Here is an 18644-nt window from a genome sequence, read left to right as displayed (position 1 = left end):
CCTCCCGAGAGAAGGGCGAGCGCCCCTGAGCATTGATCATGTATTGATCGTCCGGATGTCGCAGGCCCCCGGCGATGCCTATAGGGAAACCGATTCGCGCGGCCGCGTCAACTTAAATAAATCAGAATGAATTATTATTGACAGAAGCCATGACGCCGCGCAGGTTAAAGGCCAATGCGTGGATCGGACGCGGCGGGGAAATGATCTCGAACAGCAAATTTGCGCGCCCTTGCTGCGCCGGGCCGGGCCCCGCTACACCGCCGAACGCGCCGGGGTATGGTTTCGGCGGTTTTGCCCCTGAACAGGCCAGACGATGACAGACGCAAGTACTGAACGGTCCGTAACCGAGTTCGTCGCCCTCAGAGGCTCGAATGCCTCGGGCATGCGCGCGCACAACGAACGGCTGGTCCTGTCGCTGGTGCGGGGCGAGGGGGCGCTCGCCAAATCTGATATCGCGCGCATGACGGGCCTCTCGGCACAGACCGTGTCGGTCATTATGCGGCAGCTCGAACAGGATGGGCTGCTGGTCCGGGGCGAGCCTGTCCGGGGCCGGATCGGCCAGCCGTCGGTGCCGATGTCGCTCAATCCCGACGGCGCCTTCTTTCTGGGGCTGAAGATCGGGCGGCGGTCGGCTGATCTGTCGCTGGTGGATTTCCTGGGGCGCGAGCGCGCGATGAGCAGAAAGGTCTATCGCTATCCGACGCCCGACACGATCGTGGCCTTCGTGCGTGAAGCGCTGCCACAGGTAACGAGGGCGCTTTCTGCAGACGGACGGGCCCGGATCGGTGGGCTGGGCGTGGCGATGCCCTTCCAGCTCTGGAGCTGGGTGGAAATCATCGGTGCGCCGCAGGCTGAGATGGATGCCTGGCGATCACGCGACATACAGGCTGAGCTTGCCGAGGCGACCAGCCTTCCCGTCCATGTCCAGAACGATGCGACATCTGCCTGCCGGGCGGAACTGGTGTTTGGCACCGGCGACCGGCCCAAGGACTTCCTTTATTTCTATTTCGGTACTTTCATCGGCGGCGGGCTGGTGCTGAACGGCCAGTTGCACCTCGGCCGGACCGGCAATGCCGCGGGTGTTGGCCCGATGCCGGTGCCCGGGCCTGACGGACGGATGCAGCGCCTTCTGTCGGTCGCCTCGATGTCGGCGCTTGCCGATCAGATCGAGGCGGGCGGCGAAAGTGCAAACATTCTGTGGGAAAAGCCCGACCACTGGCCGTTCCGGGAAGGGATTCTCTCGGACTGGATGGATCGGGCGGCGGCGGGGCTTGCCTGGGCCTCGCTGTCGGCGGCAACGCTGATCGAGCTGGAGGCGGTCTTGATCGACGGCTGGATGCCGGCGTCAGTCCGCGCCGAATTGGCGCGCCGAACGCACGAGCATTACCACCGGCTCGATCTGGCGGGCGTCGGGCCACTTTCGATCCGCGAAGGCACGATCGGGCCGCTCGCCCGCTCGCTCGGCGCCGCGGCCATTCCCTTGTCCTACCGCTATCTGATCGATCAGAACGCCTGACGCAGCCGCTCAGCGGCAGAGGCGGGCGAGCGGCGCGCCATCGAGGAGGAGGAGCCGGTACTTGCGGCGGCGGAAACCGAGCATCTCGTAGAAATCGAGTGCCATGCGGTTCTCCGGATCGACACCAAGGGTCACATAACGGGCGCCCCAGTCCTGCTCCTCCATCGCGGCCTTCAGAAGCAGCCGCCCAAGCCCGCGGCCGCGGGCGCCGGGCGCGACGAACAGGTCCTGAACGAACAGGCCGGGCTCGCCGCGGTGAGTGGAATATTCCGGGAAATAGAGGATCATGCCGATGTCTTCGCCCGCCTCGTGGGCGATGAGCGCCTGAAAAAGCGGCCGCTCGCCAAACCCGCCCGCGAGGAGCGCCTCTTCGGAGGCGACCTGAGGGCCGCCCTCGTGATCGGACACGGCCTGAAGCATGGCGCGAACAAGAGGAACGTCTTCTGCCCGTGCACGGCGCGTGGTGATCGCGGTGGCTCCGCTGCCGGTCATAGCGTAACCGCCTCCTTGCCTTTCAGACCGAGAAGCGCGCGTGCCTCGGCGGGCGTCGCGACCTCGCGCCCGAGCCCCTCGACGATGGTCCGGATCAGCCGGACCTGCTGGGCGTTCGATTCGGCCAACACGCCTTTGGAGATGTAGAGATTGTCCTCAAGTCCGACGCGCACATGGCCCCCCATCGCAGCGGCCATCGTCGCCATCGGGATCTGAGAACGACCGGCGGCGAGGACCGAGAAGTGATAGTCCGCGCCGAACATCCGGTCGGCGGTGCGTTTGAGGTGGGTCAGCGTGTCGGGTTCCGCGGCCATTCCGCCGAGGACGCCGAAGACGAACTGAAGGTAGAAGGGCGGTTTCACCGCGCCGCGCTGGACGAAATGCTGGAGCATCGTCAGATGGCCGATGTCGTAGCATTCGAACTCGAACCGAGCGCCGCGGTCTTCGCCCATTACTTTAAGGACATGTGCTATATCCTTGGGGGTGTTCTTGAAAACCAGATCGTCTGAATTATCGAGAAAGGATTTTTCCCAGTCATGTTTCCAGTCCCTGATCCGCCTGGCCATCGGATAGAGCGCGAAATTCATCGTGCCCATGTTCAGGCTGCACATCTCGGGCCGGAAGCGCAGCGGCGCGGCGAGCCGCTGGTCGAGCGTCATCACCGCCGAGCCGCCCGTGGTCATGTTGATCACCGCATCGGTGCCCACATGGATGGCTGGCAGGAACCCCGCCCAATGGCCGGGGTCGGCCGAGGGGCGGCCGTTCGCCGGATCGCGGGCATGAAGATGCAGGATTGCGGCACCTGCCTCGGCCGCGTCAATGGCCGCGCGCGCGATCTCTTCGCCCGTCACCGGAAGGTGCGGTGACATCGAGGGTGTGTGGATCGAGCCGGTGATGGCGCAGGAAAGGATGATCTTGCTCATGGCGCGAGTTCCAGACGGCGGAGCGAGGGGGCTTTCTGCCCCCTCGCGCTCCCCCGAGGATATTTGGAAACGGAAGAGGAGGCAGGGGTCAGATGCATTTGATGCCTGCCTTTTCCATCTCGTTCCCGAAGGCAGCGAGCGCCTCGGTCAGGAGGCCGAGAAGCTCTTCGACCTGTGCGGGCGTGGTGATCATCGGTGGGGCGACGATCAGATGATCGCCCGCATATCCGCCGCGCGAGCGGCGGGGGTAGATGATGAGGCCGCGCTGATAGGCTGCCTCGGTCAGCCGGTCGAAGGCCTTGAAGGCGGGCGGTAGCGGTTCTTTCGTCGCGCGGTCGGCGACCAGTTCGAAGGCCAGAAGCATTCCCATGCCCCGTACATCGCCGATGAAGGGGAAACGGTCCATAAGACGTTCCAGCCCCGCCTTCAGAATCGTGCCGGTCGAGACGGCGTTGGCCATCATGCCCTGACGCTCGATCTCCTCGATTACGGCGAGGCCGGTGGCGCAGGCCAAGGGGTTGCCTGCATAGGTGAAGCCGTGGAGGAAGCCGCCCTTCTCGACCACCCGATCGACGATGTCGCCGCGCGCGACAATCGCGCCCAAGGGAACATAGCCCGCGCCGAAACCCTTCGAGATGGCAAGTATATCGGGCGCGGCCGCCCAGTTCTGGCCACCGAAGAAGCGCCCGGTGCGGCCGCCACCCGACATGACCTCGTCATGGATGAGAAGCACGCCGTGGCGGTCGCAGACCTCGCGCACCGCCTCCATATAGCCCGCGGGCGGCACCAGCGCGCCGGTCGAGGCACCGCCGACGGGCTCGAGGATGAAGGCCAGGACCGTGTCGGGGCCTTGCTCGCGGATCTTCGCGTCGAGTTGTTCGGCATAGTGGCGCCCGGTTGCCGGATCGGTCGGGTCGAGCCCGTCGAGCCAGGCGCGGGGCGCAGGCACCTTGGGCATCGCCTGCATCATCGGGCGGAACGGATCGGCGAGAGCGTCATAGCCCGAGATCGCAAGCGCCCCGAGCGTGCAGCCATGATAGGAGGGCCAGCGCGAGATCACCTTCCAGCGGCGGTCCTCGCCGCTCGCGACCGCATATTGGCGGGCGAGCTTCAGGGCCGATTCCACCGCCTCCGACCCGCCGGACACGAAGAACACCCGGTCCATGCCGGGCCAGGCAAGTTCGACCGTCTTTGCGGCCAGCGCCTCAGACGCTTCGGTGACGAAATGGAGACGATAGCCGAAGGTCGAACGGTCCATCTGGCGGCGCATCGCGTCGAGCACATACGGATTGGAATGGCCGATATTGCAGACCATCGCACCGGACGAGCCGTCGATGAACCGGTTGCCGTCCACATCCCACATATAGATGCCCTCGGCGCGGTCGAGCACCGGTCGGGGATGGTCGGTCTGATAGAAAAGATGGGAACGGCTGTTCTGGCGGTCGGTCATCATCTGCCCCCTGATGGGCACATATGACGCCGTGCCGCGGGCGGCTGCAAGGGGCCGCGCGCGCCGGGCAGATGGTCAGAGCGGCATGGCCTCGAGCGCCGCCACGAGCGCGGGGCGTTCGCGGTCAACGAGCGCTTCGAAGGCCGCCACGCGGTCGGGCGTGAAATGGTTCTCGACATCAAGGAGATTGACGGTGCCGACGACCTTTCCACCCTCGACCACCGGGATATTGATCGCCGACTGGCACCCCAGCGCATTGATCAGCGGATGGTCGGGGAAATAGGGCGAGAAGCCGTCGGTCGTATTGGCGACGAAGGTTTTCTGGTCCTCGATCACCTGGCGGCCCCAGCCGTCGATCACCATCGGCTTGGTGCCGCTCACCGGATATTCGGCGGGGTGCGAGGTATAGGCACGGCGCGACAGCTGGGCGTCGTAGTCGATTCGGCTGACGGTAAAAAGCCGGGCGCCGCCATGGGCGGAGGTAGCTTCATGCAGTTGCCGGAAGGTCTCGGACGGGGAGGGGGGCATCGGGGCTCCACAAATTTTTGTACTGATCCGCCGCAAACCGCGTCGCAGCGCTTGACAACATAGGCCAGAAGCTGCCCAATCAGTCAAGGAATCTGGCATGTTAGAAGGTCAGTTCTGAAACAAGCAACGAAAACAGGGAGTTACTGATGCTACTGGATCCGACCCTTCGGCGGTTCGGGGCCGCTGCGCTTGCCGGTCTCCTGCTTGGTGCGGCGCCTGCCGCGCTTCTGGCGGAAACGCCTGCCGATACGCTCGTCATCGCCGATGCGATCGACGATATCGTCTCGCTCGACCCGGCGGAGGCCTACGAATTTTCCGGCCTCGACCTGAACAACAACACCTATGACGGTCTGGTCGAGCTTGATCCGACCACGGGAGAGATGGTGCCCGGGCTGTCCGACACCTGGTCGGTCGCCGACGATGGCGTGACCTATACGTTCCACATCCGGCCGGGCGTGACCTTTGCCTCCGGCAATCCAGTCCGGGCGGAGGATGCGGCCTTCTCGCTGCAGCGGGCGATCAAGCTGAACAAGACGCCCTCCTTCATCCTCGGCCAGTTCGGCTGGACTGCCGAGAATGTCGATCAGATGGTCACTTCGGACGGCGAGACGGTGACCCTGAAGACCGACAAGCCCTATGCGCCAACCTTCCTCTACAACTGCCTCACGGCGGGCGTCGCCTCGATCGTCGACAAGGAGACGGTGATGGCGAACGAGAAGGATGGCGATATGGGGCATGAGTACCTGAACTCCAATTCGGCCGGGACGGGGGCCTATACCCTGAAGAGCTACAAGCCGAACGAAGGCTATGTGCTGGAAGCCCGTCCGGGCCATTGGCGGGGCGATGCGAAGATCGCAAAGGTCTTCATGCAGCACGTGCCCGAGGCTGCCACCCAACGCCTGATGCTGGAAAAGGGCGATATCGACATTTCGCGAGAGCTGACGCCCACTGATATCGAGGGTCTGGCGGGCAATGCTGATGTGAAGATCCAGTCGGACGTCGGCGGGCAGGTGTTCTACCTTGCCTTCAACCAGAAGCACGAACAGTACAAGAACCTCAAATACCTCGAAGCCATGCGCTGGGCGATCGATTATCAGGGCATGGTCGACACGTTCCTGAAAGGCACCAACGTGGTGCATCAGAACTTCCTGCCCAAGGGCTATCTCGGGGCGCTCGATGATGTGCCCTATTCGCTCGACATCGAAAAGGCAAAGGCGCTTCTGGCGGAATCGGGTGTGACCGATGCCAAGATCACCCTTTCGGTCCGCAATGCTGATGACCGGATGGATATGGCCCAGTCGATCCAGAACACCTTCGGCCAGGCCGGGATCACGGTCGAACTGAAGGTGGGCGAGGGCGCCGAGCAGCTCGAGGAATATCGTGGGCGGCTTCATGATGCGACGCTGCAAAGCTGGGGGCCGGACTATCCCGACCCGCACACCAATGCCTCGACCTTCGCGCAGAACCCAGGCAATGCCGACGAGGACAAGAACACCGGCTACCTTGCCTGGCGCAATGCCTACGAGCCGGGCGAACTGGATGCGATGACGCAGGCCGCGGTCGAAGAGCGCGACGGTGACAAGCGCAAGGCGATGTATGAGGAGATTCAGAAGAAGCACCGCGAAACGGCGCCCTTCATCATCCTCAACCAGGTTGCCTACCAGACGGGTCTGCGCGCCAATGTGAACGACTTCCATACTGGCGGCGCGACCGACTCGGCCGCTTACTGGCTGGTCACGAAATAAGTCATCGGGCCGCGCGAAGCCCTCTTCGCGCGGCCTACATGCCCCATGACCGATACATCCCTTCCCGAACATCACAGGGTCCTGGAAGCGCTCCGCCAGATCGGGGCGACGCTTCTGACGCTTTTCGTGACTTTTGTCGGCCTTCTGGCCGTGACCTTCATCATCAGCCGCGTGGTGCCGATCGACCCGGCGACCTCGATCCTCGGAGACCGCGCCTCGGCCGCGCAGATCGAGGCCCTGCGTGAAGAACTCGGGCTGAATGAGCCCTATTGGTGGCAGTTCTACCTCTATGTCCGTGATGCGCTGCACGGCGATCTCGGCACCTCGCTCAATACGGGACGACCGGTGATCGCCGACATCGCGCAGTATTTCCCCGCGACGCTGGAGCTTGCGACGCTTGCGACGATCATCGGCGTTCTGGTGGGCGTGCCAGCGGGTGTGGCCGCCGCCACGCGGCCCGGGTCATGGACCGATCAGATCGTGCGGGTGGTGGGGCTTATCGGCTATTCGATGCCGGTCTTCTGGCTCGGGCTAGTCGGACTTCTGGTCTTTTACGGTCGGCTTGAGTGGGTAGCGGGGCCGGGACGGCTCGACGCGGCCTATCAGATGATGTTCGATTTCGAGGTGGACAAACCCACCGGCATGATCCTTCTGGACACCGCTATCGCCGGACGCTGGGACATGTGGGCGAATGCGCTGTCGCATATCGTCCTGCCCGCGAGCCTTCTGGGCTATCTGTCGATGGCTTATATCAGCCGCATGACCCGCAGCTTCATGATCAACGAGCTTGGGCAGGAATATGTGACGACCGCGCGGGTCAAGGGCATGCCGGAACGCCGCGTTGTCTGGGTTCACGCTATGCGCAACGTGCTGGTGCCGCTGATCACCGTGATCGCACTTTCCTACGCGTTCCTCCTTGAAGGCGCGGTGCTTACAGAGACGATCTTCGCTTGGCCGGGCCTTGGCCGCTATATCACCGACGCGCTGCTGGTAGCGGACATGCCAGCCGTTCTGGGCGGCACCGTGGTCGTGGGTGCCGTCTATATCGGGCTGAACATGCTCTCTGATCTTCTCTACCGGCTGGCCGACCCGAGGGCGCGCGCATGACGACATTCACCGCATGGCTCCGCGACCCCAACCCCTCATCCCGGATGCAGGCACGACTGGGGCAGAGTTACCTTAGCTGGCTGCGCCTGCGCCGCAATCCGCTGACAATGATCGGCCTTGCGATCTCAGTGACGCTTTTGCTGGTGGCGGCCTTCGCGCCGCTTCTCGCGCCGCACGACCCGATCGTGCAGAACCTGTCTGAGCGGTTCATCCCGCCCTTCAGCGCGGGCCACTGGCTTGGCACTGACGAGTTTGGCCGCGACATCCTGAGCCGCATTCTCTACGGCAGCCGCATCACCCTTTACATTGTGGCGCTCGTCATCCTGACCGCGCCGGTCGCTGGCCTGATCATTGGCACGGTCGCAGGCTATTTCGGCGGCTGGGTCGATCAGGTGCTGATGCGGATCACCGACATCTTCCTGGCCTTCCCGAAACTGATCCTTGCCCTCGCCCTCGTCGCCGTTCTCGGCCCCGGCATGGTGAACGCCGTCCTTGCCATCGCGCTGACCTCCTGGCCGCCCTATGCCCGCGTCGCGCGGGCCGAGACTCTGACCGTCAGGAATTCCGACTATATCGCCGCTGTGCGCCTGCAGGGGGCGGGGCGGGCGCGCATCATCTGGGGCCATGTCATGCCAATGTGCCTGCCGTCGGTCGTGATCCGCGTGACGCTCGACATGGCGGGCGTGATCTTGACCGCCGCTGGCCTCGGCTTCCTCGGCCTCGGTGTCCAGCCGCCGATGCCAGAATGGGGCCTGATGATCTCGGCCGGGCGCAAATATCTCTTCGAGCAATGGTGGGTCGCCACGATGCCGGGGCTTGCGATTTTCATCGTCTCGCTCGGGTTCAACCTCCTGGGCGATGGTCTGCGCGATGTCCTCGATCCGAAGAGCGCCTCCAAATGACGCTGCTTTCGGTCGAGAACCTGCGCGTGACCTTCGACACCGAAGCGGGTCTGGTCGAGGCCGTGCGCGGCGTTTCCTTCGCTCTGGGGCGCGAGCGGCTGGGGATTGTCGGCGAAAGCGGCTCGGGCAAGACCATGACCGGACGTGCCGTCCTCAGGCTCATCCGCCACCCAGGGCGGATCGAGGCTGACCGGATGGTCTTCGACGGTCAGGACCTGATGGCGGCGGACGATGCTGCGATGCGGGCGCTCCGCGGCCACCGGATCGCCATGGTCATGCAGGACCCGAAGTATTCGCTGAACCCGGTGATGAAGGTCGGCGCGCAACTGGTCGAGGGCCTGCGCCAGCGCGACCGGATGCCGAAGGCCGAAGCGCGCGCCAAGGCGGTCGAGGCCTTAACCGCTGTCCAGATCCGTGACCCGGAAAGAGTGATGGAGGCCTATCCGCACGAACTGTCGGGTGGCATGGGTCAGCGGGTGATGATTGCGATGATGCTGATCCCCAACCCCGACCTGCTGATCGCCGACGAACCTACGTCGGCGCTCGACGTCACCGTGCAGGCCGAGGTCCTGTCGATCCTCGACGCGCTGGTGCGCGACCGGGGCATGGGTCTGATCTTCATCAGCCATGACCTGCGGCTGGTCGCGCGGTTCTGCGACCGGGTTCTGGTGATGTACAAGGGCAAGGTGGTCGAGGAGCTGGCGGCGAAGGATCTGATGCAGGCGAAACATCCCTATACGCAGGGCCTTCTGAACTGCCTACCGCGCATCGGCGGCGCGCGCGAACCGCTTCCGGCACTGAACCGCTCCGCCGACTGGGCACTTTGACATGTCCTTGATCGAGATCGACAATCTGACCGTCCATTTCCGCGCCAAGGGCCATCTGGTGCGCGCAGTCGAGGGTGTCAGCCTCACCGTCGGTGCGCGGGAAAGCTACGGCCTTGTGGGCGAAAGCGGGTCAGGCAAGTCAACGATCCTGCGGGCGATCTGCGGCCTCGCCCCGGTCACGGGCGGCGCGATCCGCATTGCGGGCGAAAAGATCCCCGAGCCGCGCGATCGTGGCTTTGCCGCCCGCGTGCAGATGGTGTTTCAGGATCCTTACGGCTCGCTCCACCCCCGCCATACGGTAGACCGGGCGCTGTCGGAACCGCTCGCCATCCACGGCATCGGCGATACTGACCGCCGCGTGCAGGAGGCTCTGGCCGATGTCGGCCTGCCATCGGCCTTCCGCTTCCGCTACCCCCACCAGCTCTCAGGCGGTCAGCGTCAGCGTGTGGCGATTGCCCGGGCTCTCATGCTGAAACCTGAAATCCTGCTGCTCGACGAACCGACTTCGGCGCTCGATGCTTCCGTGCAGGCCGAAACACTGAACCTCCTCAACCGCCTCCGCGCCGAACGGGGCCTGACCTTCCTGATGGTCAGCCATGACCTCGCCGTCATCGACCATATGTGCGACCGGGTACTCGTCATGCAGCACGGAAGCGCGGTCGAGGAACTGACGCGCGACGATCTTGCGGGTGCCCGCATGACGACCGACTATGCCCGCAGCCTCTTCGAGGCAAGCGCCGACAGGATGCTCTGACGGCACTCCGGGCGACAGCCCGCCCTTGGGGGCCATGCAGCTATCAGTGCGCCAGCGCGGCTCTTGCTTCGTGTGGCTTGAGGGAGGTACGGGCGGCCGGGTAGGTGGCGGGGCCTTCCGGGTTTGCGAGGTCCGGGAAGAGGGCGAGGAGTTCGTCGCGCTGGGCTTCCTCGATGGCCGAGATGGTGGCGAGGCCGGGCTGGAAGCTTTCGCTCCAGCTGCCGTCGGAGCGGACGATTTCATGCTCTTCAAAGAAGATATGGATATAGCAGACGCCCTGATGCGGCGCGATCTGTTCGATCCCGGGCTGGCCCATGAGATGCAGGGCGGCGACCAGGACCTCGCTTTCGCCCGAGACCAGTTCCGCCCCGACGCCGGTGATCAGGAAGCGGTGCTGGGGCGAGACAAGCATGTCGCGGGCAGGCTCGGCCGGGCCGAGCGCGCCCTGGCGGATCCGCACCGGGCGGAAGGCAGGGTTCGCGACGATGTCGGCGAGGCTCAGGTCGCGGCGGCCCACCCAGCGCAGCGGGCGGTAGCCGCTGTCGCGGGTCAGGATCATGTCGCCGGGTCTGAGGTCCTCGACCGGGCGGGGGCCCGCGATCGTGTCGATCAGCGTGCCGGGGGTGAAGCAGGGGATGACCGTCTCGATGTTCGAGAAGGACATCGTGCCGAGGATATTGCCGCCGCCGTCGAGGAACTGGACGGTGCCCGCCTCGTTATTGCCGCCGGCATAGAGGATGTTGGTGGTGGCCTTGGTCCAGCCCGAGCCGAAGAGGTCAAGGACGTCGTTCTCGGTCGAGGGCGTATCCTCGCCGCCATCAACCACATCGCCGATACCGAGACCGGTGAAGAGATCGCTGCCAAGGCCGCCGTACATTGTGTCACTGCCGGACCCGCCATCAATCGTGTCCGCGCCATCGCCCCCGTCGAGCAGGTCGTTGCCCGCCCCGCCGATCACCGTGTCACTGCCGGTACCGCCGTAAAGCGAATCGTCGCCCCCCATGCCGTCGAGCGAATCGTTGCCGCCGCCGCCATAGAAGGCGTTCGTCCACGTGTCGCCCGGTACGGTGCTCTGGCCATCATAGCCGACGAGCGTGTCGCCTTGCGCCGAGCCAATGATGCCGTCGATCCCGGCAAGCGTGTCACCCTGCGCGTCGCCGCCAGTGCCGGTATTCGTGGTCAGATTGACGTTTACGCCTGCCGATGAAGCGCTGTAGTCGGCGAAGTCCATGCCAGCGCCGCCGTTCAGCAGATCGGCACCCGCGCCACCGGCGACCGTGTCATCACCGTCGCCGCCGAAAAGGCTATCGTTTCCGGCGCCGCCCGAAATGCTGTCGTTGCCTAGCCCGCCGGTCAGCGTGTCCGCGCCCGAGCCGCCGAGCATGCTGTCATTGCCCGCGCCCGCGTCGACATTCACGCCCGAGGTGGTGGCCGAGGCATTGACCGTGTCATTGCCGGAGCCGAGCTGGAAGCGCTCGATCTGGCTGAAGCTCGCGGTCGAGGTGCTGTCCGAGAGCGTTCCCGTCTCGTTACCGGTGAAGGTCAGCGTCTCGTTCGCGGTGATCGCGGTCGCGTCGATCAGATCGCCCGAGGTTTCGCCCGTCTCGCCGCCGGTGATCGTGTCATTGCCGAATACGCCCGTCAGCCGGATCGTATCGTCGCCCGCGCCGCCAAGGATGATGTCCGCGCCCGTGCCGCCATCGACCGTGTCGTTGCCGCCGCTCGCATCGATCGAATCGTTGCCGGCGCCGCCGAGGATGGAATCGTTCGATGTATCGACGGCGGGGACCTGCCAGTCGGCGTCAAGCCGGGTCGCTGCCATGAACGTGTCATTGACCTCGACCCCGGTGAAGGTGACCGACTGGATCGGCTTGCTGGTCAGGAGGGTATTATCGGCGTTAGTGCTCAGTTCCGGCAGCAGATAGACCTGACCCGTGGTGGTCTGGATGACGACCGCGGTGAAGCTGCCGGTGGTGCCGTCGGTGAAGGTGACGGCGGCGAAATAGGTCTGCGTCGAGTCGAGCGATACGGTGACGCCATTGATGGTGATCGTATCGCTCAAAACATTGTCGTCGTTGTCGTCGACGTTGCCATCGCCGTTCGTGTCGAAGGTGGTGATCGAGACGAAGTTATTGTGAAGTGGCGACCCGGCGCTGCCGAAGGTCGTCAGCAGGTTCGCCGCATTTTCCGAAGTGCCGTTGCCCTCGGTCGGGTCGACATCGGCGAAGGTGCCGAGACTGATCGCGGTGAAGGACGTCCCGAGCGTCGATGTCCCGCCGATGCCTTCCTGTCCGGTCGCGGTGCCGCCGTAGATCGTGTCGTTGCCGTCGCCGCCGTCGATCGTATCGGCGCCTGTTCCCCCGGCGATGACATCTGCCCCGAGCCCGCCCGAGATGCTGTCGTTTCCGGCCCCGCCCGATAGCGAATCCGCGCCGTCGCCGCCGACGATCGTGTCGCTCCCGGCCCCCGCAACAATCGTGTCGTTACCCGCGCCGCCCGAGATGCTGTTGGCACCGGAATCGCCCACCAGACGGTCGTTGAAGCCTGAACCTGTGATATTCTCGACGCCGGTGAACGTATCGCCCGCAGCGTCGCCTACCGAGCCGGTCCCGTAGGCGAGATTGACGTTTACGGCTGATCCGGCGGTGGAATAGCTGATCGTGTCGGTGCCCGCGCCGCCATAGATTGTGTCGGCGACGGTGCCGCCGGTAATGCTGTCGTTGCCGTCGCCGGCGAAGATGACGTCATTTCCGGCTGCGCCGCTTATCGTATCATTGCTGGTCCCCGTCGCGCTGGTGGAGGCGCCTCCGTAGATCGTATCGTTCCCGGCGGTGCCCGCTATTGCCGCGTCATTGCCCGACGTGCCCATGATCGGCGCGAATGTCGGCGACGTGGTCGCCGTCGCGCTGCCGCTGCTGATCGTCCATGTGGCGGGCACGAAATAGACGTTGCCGTCGGTGCCCAGATAATAGGTACCGTTGTCGGTGATGTTCGAATAGAACTGGCCGTCGCCCGTCCAGACCCCGGACCAGGTCCAGGAGCCAGTGCCGATCGTCGATTGGGTGGTGAAGGTGATCGGCGTGCCGCCGATCCCGTCGCCGCTGTTCAGTGCGTTGTTTCCGCCGAGGGAGACTAGATAGCCCGTAGGCATGCCCGAAACCTTTTACCAAATTTACTCTTTACCGTTGGTCTAGTGCCCGACGGATAATATACCCGTGCGGTTAAAGTGAACTGAAGGCGCAAATGTGGCGCGGCTTGGGTAATTACATGATGCAACATGGCATCAATCAACCCGCAATTGATCCGCGTAAGGGGTTGTTTCGTATCGGTATTTATTTTATCAAACGGTCAGATAAGTAATCAAAATACTCCATCGCGTTTTGCGAATGAGTGTCGGCGCCGACACAGAGTATACTGGCGCCGACGCATGCTTTTCCGATCGCGTCTGGTCTAGAGCGCTGTGCGGACGCGCCACAGCTCGGGGAAGAGTTCGACCTCAAGCATTCGCTTCAGATAGCTTACGCCCTGCGTGCCGCCGGTGCCACGTTTTAAGCCGATGACGCGCTCGACCGTGGTGACATGGTTGAAGCGCCAGCGGCGAAAGTAATCCTCGAAATCGACGAGCTTTTCGGCCAGATCGTAGAGTGTCCAGTGGCGCGCAGGGTCGGCATAGACCTTTGCCCAGGCGGCCTCGACCCTGTCGTCGGCGACCCAGGGCAGGCTCACGTCGCGGTTCAAGATGTCTTCGGGAACGTCGATGCCCGCACGGTTCAACGCCAGTAGTGCCGCGTCATAGATCGAAGGGCGTGCCAGTTCCGCCTTCAGCCGCTCGCTCACGTCCGGGCGATGGGCATGGGGTTGCAGCATCGCCGCATTGCGGTTGCCGGCGGCGAATTCGATCAGTCTATATTGCCAGGACTGGAAGCCCGAGGACTGTCCGAGGCTTTCGCGGAAGGTCGTGTAGTCGGACGGCGTCATGGTCCTGAGCACATCCCAGGCGGAATTGAGCTGTTCCATGATCCGCGCGACACGGGCAAGCATCTTGAAGGCGGGTTCCAGCGCGCCAGAGAGGATCGAGGCGCGCGCGGCGCCGATCTCGTGCAGCGCGAGCTTCATCCAGAGTTCCGATGTCTGGTGCTGGATGATGAAGAGCATCTCGTCATGCGCGGCGCTGAGCGGTTTCTGCGCGGTCAGGATGCGGTCAAGCGCGAGGTAGTCGCCATAGGACATGCGGCCGTCGAACGACATTTGCGCGCCTTCGGACGAGGGATCGTAGCTGTTGGTCATCTGTGTCTCCGTTGCAAAGGTGAAACGGGCGTCACCGCCCGGGGCCTCAGCTCAGTGCAGACGGGCGGCAACGGCGGCCTTCACGCCCATGCTGCGCCAGAGGCAGGCCCAGGCGCCGGGGCGGGCCAGGTACGGCTCGCGGGTGAAGGGCCGGTCAATCATCGTTCGGCCCGTCCAGATCAACAACCATCCGGAAGACCTGATAGACCTGACCGTCCGCATGGAGATTTTCCATCCAGACCACGCGCCAGTCGCGGGCAAGGAAGAACCGCCGCGCGAGGTGGCTGCCCGTTACCCACAGGCGCCGCAGGCCCTCGGCCCGTGCCCGTTCGATCAGCGCCGCATAGAGCGCGCGTGCGGTGCCGCGCCCCATTTCCTCGGGCAGGACGAAGGCCATGTCGAGATAGCCGTCACGCTCCAAAGACATGAAGCCAACGGGCGCGCCGTCGCGCTCGGCAATCCAGCACCACTGACGCTCCAACTTGCTCGGAGAGGCGTAGTCTGGCTCAGGCGAAGGCGCCCAAGCGGCGCGCTGGTCTGCGTCATAGTGATCCGCCGCCCCCTCGCGTACCGCGCGGTAGAAGATATGGGCGGCGGCTGCGCGGTCTTCGGGCCGGTAAGGGCGGATCGTCAGTGTCATGTTACCTTCGCCCGGGTCTTGTACTCAGGCCGGTCCCAAAGCGAGCCGGTCATGATCTCGGACAGGATCGCCACCGCGCCCTCCACATCCGCCATCGTCGTGTATAGCGGCGTGAAGCCGAAACGCAGGATGTCGGGCGCGCGGAAATCGCCGATGACGCCCCGGGCGATCAGCGCCTGCATGATCGCGTAGCCTTCGGGATGCCGGAAGCTGACCTGGCTGCCGCGCTCGTCAGGGTTGCGGGGCGAGGCGAGTGTCAGGTCGGGGCAGCTGGCCTCGACCCCCCTGATGAACGCCTCGGTCAGGTCGATCGAACAGGCGCGGACATCGGCCATCTCGGCCTGGTCCCAGATATCCATCGACGCTTCCAGCGCCCGCATCTGCAGGATCGGCGGCGTGCCGACCCGCATCCGCTCGATCCCCGATCCCGGCCGGTAGTCAAGGTCAAAGGCAAAAGGCGCCTCATGGCCCAGCCAACCCGACAGCGCCGGGCGGACCCGGTCAGCGAGCCGGGGGGCGACATAGATGAAGGCCGGGCCACCGGGGCCGGAATTGAGATATTTGTACGTGCAACCCACCGCGAAATCGGCATCCGCGCCGCTGACGTCGACCGGGATTGCGCCCGCCGAATGTGCGAGGTCCCAGACCATAAGCGCACCCACATCGTGCGCCTTGGCGATCAGCCGGGCCATGTCGTGCTTGCGGCCCGTGCGGTAATCGACCTCGGTCAACATCAGGACCGCAATGTCCGGGGAGATCGCCGCCTCGACCTCTTCCGGTGCCACGGTCCGCAAGGCATAGCCCTGCCCGAGCGTGCGGGCGAGCCCGTCTGCCATGTAAAGGTCGGACGGGAAATTGCCGGTGTCGGACAGGATCACCCTACGGCCGGGGTTCAGCTCCAGCGCGGAGGCGAGCGCCTGATAGACCTTGATCGACAGGGTATCACCCAGCACCACCGTCCCCTTCGGCGCCCCGATCAACCGCCCGATCCGGTCACCGAGCGATTGTGGAAGGTCCATCCATCCGGCCCTGTTCCAGCCGGTGATCAGCATCTCGCCCCATTCCTTTTCGGCCGCATGGGTCAGGCGCGCGGCTGCCGCGCGGGGCAGGGGGCCGAGCGAGTTGCCGTCCAGATAGATCACGCCCTCCGGCAGGGCAAAGGCGGCGCGGGTGGCGGCGAAATCGGTGGTCATGACGATCCTGTGCGCTCCTGTCGGGATTTATTTCATGTTTAAAATAGTTCGGGTTCGTTTTCCAGCTTTTTCCTTGCCTGCGCCAAGGACTTGCCGGAATCTCGCGGCACAAATGTCGCGCGAACCGGAGTGACTGAATGATTTCGCGTGAAGTGGATTATCCGCCTGTCTGGCTTGCCGGCTTCGCGATGCTGGGCGGTGCGCTTGGCTCTGTCCTGCCGCTGCATCTGCCCTTCGCGCCGCAACTCGGCGCGCTGTTGGTGATCGCCGCGCTGGCGATGTTCGTCCTGGCCGCGCTGCAGATGATGCAGGCCGGAACGACGGTGATTCCCCACAGGAACCCGACCCGTCTGGTGACGCGTGGCCTCTTCAGCCTGAGCCGCAATCCGATCTATCTCGCCGACGCGGTCTTTCTGACCGGGCTCTTCATCAGTTGGGGCGCGTGGATCGCGCTGCCGCTGGTGCCGTCCTTCATGCGCTTGATATCACGGCGTTTCATCGAACCCGAAGAGGCGCGGCTGGCGCGCGTGTTCGGCGAGGATTATTTCCGCTATCAGGAGGCAACCCGGCGCTGGATTTAGGCGCAGGTTCCCGTATATTGCCGCAACGCAGCGAGGCGAGAAAGATTCTTGCTTTGCCGTGCGTAGTCGCGCATATTTTTACCAAATGGTAAAATAATACGGGAGGGACGGGGTGAAGATCGGCGCACCGAAAGAGATTTTCGCGGGCGAGAACCGGGTGGCGATGACGCCCGAGTCTGCCTTGCAATTGAAGAAGCTTGGTCACGAATGCTATGTCGAGAGCGGAGCCGGGCAGGCCGCCGGTTTCTCGGACGCGGCCTATGAGGCGGCGGGCGTGACGGTCGTCAAGACCGCGGCCGCGCTGTTCAAGGCAGTCGATGTGGTGGCCAAGGTGCGGCCGCCGACCGAATCTGAGGCCAAGCGGCTGGCCGAGGGGCAAACGCTGATTTCTTTCTTCTATCCGGCGCAGAGCAAGGACCTGCTGGAACTTGCGAACAAGCAAGGTGCCACGGTCATCGCCATGGACATGGTGCCGCGCATCAGCCGGGCGCAGAAGATGGACGCGCTGTCGTCCATGGCCAATATCGCGGGCTACCGCGCGGTGATCGAGGCAGGGAACAATTTCGGTCGCTTCTTCACCGGTCAGGTGACGGCGGCGGGCAAGGTGCCGCCCGCAAAGGTGCTGATCATTGGCGCGGGTGTCGCCGGGCTTGCCGCTATCGGCACGTCCACGAGCCTAGGCGCCATCACCTATGCGTTCGACGTCCGCCCCGAAGTGGCCGAACAGATCGAATCGATGGGCGCGGAGTTCGTCTATCTCGACTTCGCCGAGCAGACACAGGACGGCGCCGCCACCGGCGGTTATGCCGCGCCTTCAAGCCCTGAGTTCCGCGAAGCGCAGCTGAAGAAGTTCCGCGAACTGGCGCCCGAGATGGATATCGTCATCTCGACAGCGCTCATCCCGGGCCGCGACGCGCCGGTTCTGTGGACCAAGGACATGGTCGAGGCGATGAAGCCCGGTTCCGTCATCGTCGACCTCGCCGCCGAACGCGGTGGCAACTGCGAGCTGACGGTGAAGGACGAAAAGATCGTGACGCCGAACGGCGTGACCATCGTCGGTTATACCGATTTCCCCAGCCGCATGGCGGCGCAGGCATCGACCCTCTATTCGACGAACATCCGCCATATGATGACAGACCTCACGCCCGCCAAGGACGGGGTCGTGAACCACAATATGGAAGATGACGTGATCCGGGGCGCGACGGTGACGCACAAGGGCGAGATCACCTTCCCGCCGCCGCCGCCGAAGATCCAGGCGATTGCTGCCGCGAAGCCCAAGGAGAAGGCCAAGGAGCTGACGCCGGAAGAACGCCGCGCGCAGGAAGTGGCCGCCTTCAAGGCCCAGACCCGCAGCCAGGTGACACTACTGGCGGTAGGCGGCGCGCTGATGCTGCTGGCGGGGCTTTATGCGCCCGCAAGCTTCATGTCGCACTTCATCGTCTTCGTGCTTTCCGTCTTCGTGGGCTTCCAGGTCATCTGGAACGTCTCGCATTCGCTGCACACGCCCTTGATGGCGGTCACGAACGCGATCTCGTCGATCATCATCCTGGGCGCGCTCATGCAGATCGGATCGGGGTCGTTCCTGGTGATCCTTCTGGCCGCGCTCTCGGTCTTCATGGCCGGGATCAACATTTTCGGCGGCTTCATGGTCACCCGGCGCATGCTCGCCATGTTCCAGAAGTCGTAAGGGGGCACGCTG

The 18644-nt window shown here is 64.3% G+C and carries 16 protein-coding genes; 8 read left to right on the top strand and 8 right to left on the bottom strand.

The window, feature by feature from the left end:
- Positions 1-313 precede the first annotated feature (313 nt).
- The gene (locus OU426_RS03870; protein WP_267632525.1) at positions 314-1516 is read left to right on the top strand and encodes an ROK family transcriptional regulator; all 1203 of its coding nucleotides are present in this window, start codon (positions 314-316) and stop codon (positions 1514-1516) included.
- Between the two features lie 9 nt (positions 1517-1525).
- Here OU426_RS03870 and OU426_RS03865 read toward each other — a convergent pair whose 3' ends face one another.
- The 4 genes from OU426_RS03865 to OU426_RS03850 form a co-directional block, all read right to left on the bottom strand.
- The gene (locus OU426_RS03865) at positions 1526-2008 is read right to left on the bottom strand and encodes a GNAT family N-acetyltransferase (protein WP_267632524.1); all 483 of its coding nucleotides are present in this window, start codon (positions 2006-2008) and stop codon (positions 1526-1528) included.
- Positions 2005-2931, bottom strand: coding sequence for a 3,5-dioxohexanoate:acetyl-CoA acetone transferase (gene kce / locus OU426_RS03860; RefSeq protein WP_267632523.1), 927 nt, complete (start codon positions 2929-2931; stop codon positions 2005-2007). Before kce ends, OU426_RS03865 begins: the two co-directional genes overlap by 4 nt.
- An 88-nt stretch (positions 2932-3019) precedes the next feature.
- The gene (locus OU426_RS03855; protein WP_267632522.1) at positions 3020-4381 is read right to left on the bottom strand and encodes an aminotransferase family protein; all 1362 of its coding nucleotides are present in this window, start codon (positions 4379-4381) and stop codon (positions 3020-3022) included.
- A gap of 75 nt (positions 4382-4456) precedes the next feature.
- On the bottom strand, positions 4457-4909 hold the full coding sequence (locus tag OU426_RS03850) for a GAF domain-containing protein (protein WP_267632521.1): 453 nt from the start codon (positions 4907-4909) through the stop codon (positions 4457-4459).
- A 146-nt stretch (positions 4910-5055) separates the two neighbouring features.
- Here OU426_RS03850 and OU426_RS03845 point away from each other — a divergent pair, with 146 nt between their 5' ends.
- From OU426_RS03845 to OU426_RS03825, 5 genes are read left to right on the top strand one after another with little or no spacing between them, the layout of a single operon-like run.
- Positions 5056-6654 (top strand): ABC transporter substrate-binding protein, encoded by a 1599-nt coding sequence (locus tag OU426_RS03845; protein ID WP_267632519.1) that lies wholly within the window; start codon positions 5056-5058, stop codon positions 6652-6654.
- A gap of 45 nt (positions 6655-6699) precedes the next feature.
- Positions 6700-7761 carry an ABC transporter permease gene (locus OU426_RS03840; RefSeq protein WP_267632518.1) on the top strand — a complete coding sequence of 354 codons (1062 nt, stop codon included), beginning with the start codon at positions 6700-6702 and terminating at the stop codon, positions 7759-7761.
- Positions 7758-8663, top strand: a complete 906-nt coding sequence (gene nikC / locus OU426_RS03835) for a nickel transporter permease (protein ID WP_267632517.1) — start codon at positions 7758-7760, stop codon at positions 8661-8663. The genes OU426_RS03840 and nikC overlap by 4 nt, the downstream gene beginning before the upstream one ends.
- The gene (locus tag OU426_RS03830) at positions 8660-9490 is read left to right on the top strand and encodes an ABC transporter ATP-binding protein (protein ID WP_267632516.1); all 831 of its coding nucleotides are present in this window, start codon (positions 8660-8662) and stop codon (positions 9488-9490) included. The genes nikC and OU426_RS03830 overlap by 4 nt, the downstream gene beginning before the upstream one ends.
- Before the next feature lies 1 nt (position 9491).
- Positions 9492-10244, top strand: a complete 753-nt coding sequence (locus OU426_RS03825) for an ABC transporter ATP-binding protein (RefSeq protein ID WP_267632515.1) — start codon at positions 9492-9494, stop codon at positions 10242-10244.
- 43 nt (positions 10245-10287) lie between these two features.
- Here OU426_RS03825 and OU426_RS03820 read toward each other — a convergent pair whose 3' ends face one another.
- From OU426_RS03820 to kynU, 4 genes are all read right to left on the bottom strand, one after another.
- On the bottom strand, positions 10288-13395 hold the full coding sequence (locus OU426_RS03820) for a Hint domain-containing protein (RefSeq protein WP_267632514.1): 3108 nt from the start codon (positions 13393-13395) through the stop codon (positions 10288-10290).
- 299 nt (positions 13396-13694) lie between these two features.
- On the bottom strand, positions 13695-14531 hold the full coding sequence (gene kynA / locus OU426_RS03815; RefSeq protein WP_267632513.1) for a tryptophan 2,3-dioxygenase: 837 nt from the start codon (positions 14529-14531) through the stop codon (positions 13695-13697).
- 154 nt (positions 14532-14685) lie between these two features.
- Positions 14686-15171, bottom strand: coding sequence for a GNAT family N-acetyltransferase (locus tag OU426_RS03810; RefSeq protein WP_267632512.1), 486 nt, complete (start codon positions 15169-15171; stop codon positions 14686-14688).
- Positions 15168-16364, bottom strand: coding sequence for a kynureninase (gene kynU / locus OU426_RS03805; protein ID WP_267632511.1), 1197 nt, complete (start codon positions 16362-16364; stop codon positions 15168-15170). The genes OU426_RS03810 and kynU overlap by 4 nt, the downstream gene beginning before the upstream one ends.
- A gap of 137 nt (positions 16365-16501) precedes the next feature.
- On the opposite strand from kynU, the gene OU426_RS03800 reads away from it, so the two are divergent.
- A complete protein-coding gene (locus OU426_RS03800) occupies positions 16502-16945 on the top strand; it encodes a methyltransferase family protein (RefSeq protein ID WP_267632510.1) in 444 nt (147 codons plus the stop codon).
- A 112-nt stretch (positions 16946-17057) separates the two neighbouring features.
- Positions 17058-18632: a Re/Si-specific NAD(P)(+) transhydrogenase subunit alpha gene (locus tag OU426_RS03795; RefSeq protein ID WP_267632509.1), complete on the top strand. Its 1575-nt coding sequence runs from the start codon at positions 17058-17060 to the stop codon at positions 18630-18632.
- Positions 18633-18644: the final 12 nt, after the last annotated feature.

This window comes from Frigidibacter sp. RF13, from assembly GCF_026626305.1.
In the GTDB taxonomy this organism is placed as follows: domain Bacteria; phylum Pseudomonadota; class Alphaproteobacteria; order Rhodobacterales; family Rhodobacteraceae; genus TMP-24.
This window is presented reverse-complemented; position numbering and strand designations above follow the sequence as displayed.

What these genes read in the sequence shown, in the direction of transcription:
- nikC (WP_267632517.1), top strand. Translation starts at nt 7,758, where the DNA reads ATGACGACATTCACCGCATGGCTCCGCGACCCCAACCCCTCATCCCGG.
- OU426_RS03865 (WP_267632524.1), bottom strand. Translation starts at nt 2,008, where the DNA reads ATGACCGGCAGCGGAGCCACCGCGATCACCACGCGCCGTGCACGGGCA.
- OU426_RS03845 (WP_267632519.1), top strand. Translation starts at nt 5,056, where the DNA reads ATGCTACTGGATCCGACCCTTCGGCGGTTCGGGGCCGCTGCGCTTGCC.
- kynU (WP_267632511.1), bottom strand. Translation starts at nt 16,364, where the DNA reads ATGACCACCGATTTCGCCGCCACCCGCGCCGCCTTTGCCCTGCCGGAG.
- OU426_RS03850 (WP_267632521.1), bottom strand. Translation starts at nt 4,909, where the DNA reads ATGCCCCCCTCCCCGTCCGAGACCTTCCGGCAACTGCATGAAGCTACC.
- OU426_RS03840 (WP_267632518.1), top strand. Translation starts at nt 6,700, where the DNA reads ATGACCGATACATCCCTTCCCGAACATCACAGGGTCCTGGAAGCGCTC.
- OU426_RS03810 (WP_267632512.1), bottom strand. Translation starts at nt 15,171, where the DNA reads ATGACACTGACGATCCGCCCTTACCGGCCCGAAGACCGCGCAGCCGCC.
- OU426_RS03825 (WP_267632515.1), top strand. Translation starts at nt 9,492, where the DNA reads ATGTCCTTGATCGAGATCGACAATCTGACCGTCCATTTCCGCGCCAAG.
- kynA (WP_267632513.1), bottom strand. Translation starts at nt 14,531, where the DNA reads ATGACCAACAGCTACGATCCCTCGTCCGAAGGCGCGCAAATGTCGTTC.
- OU426_RS03855 (WP_267632522.1), bottom strand. Translation starts at nt 4,381, where the DNA reads ATGACCGACCGCCAGAACAGCCGTTCCCATCTTTTCTATCAGACCGAC.
- kce (WP_267632523.1), bottom strand. Translation starts at nt 2,931, where the DNA reads ATGAGCAAGATCATCCTTTCCTGCGCCATCACCGGCTCGATCCACACA.
- OU426_RS03830 (WP_267632516.1), top strand. Translation starts at nt 8,660, where the DNA reads ATGACGCTGCTTTCGGTCGAGAACCTGCGCGTGACCTTCGACACCGAA.
- OU426_RS03800 (WP_267632510.1), top strand. Translation starts at nt 16,502, where the DNA reads ATGATTTCGCGTGAAGTGGATTATCCGCCTGTCTGGCTTGCCGGCTTC.
- OU426_RS03820 (WP_267632514.1), bottom strand. Translation starts at nt 13,395, where the DNA reads ATGCCTACGGGCTATCTAGTCTCCCTCGGCGGAAACAACGCACTGAAC.
- OU426_RS03870 (WP_267632525.1), top strand. Translation starts at nt 314, where the DNA reads ATGACAGACGCAAGTACTGAACGGTCCGTAACCGAGTTCGTCGCCCTC.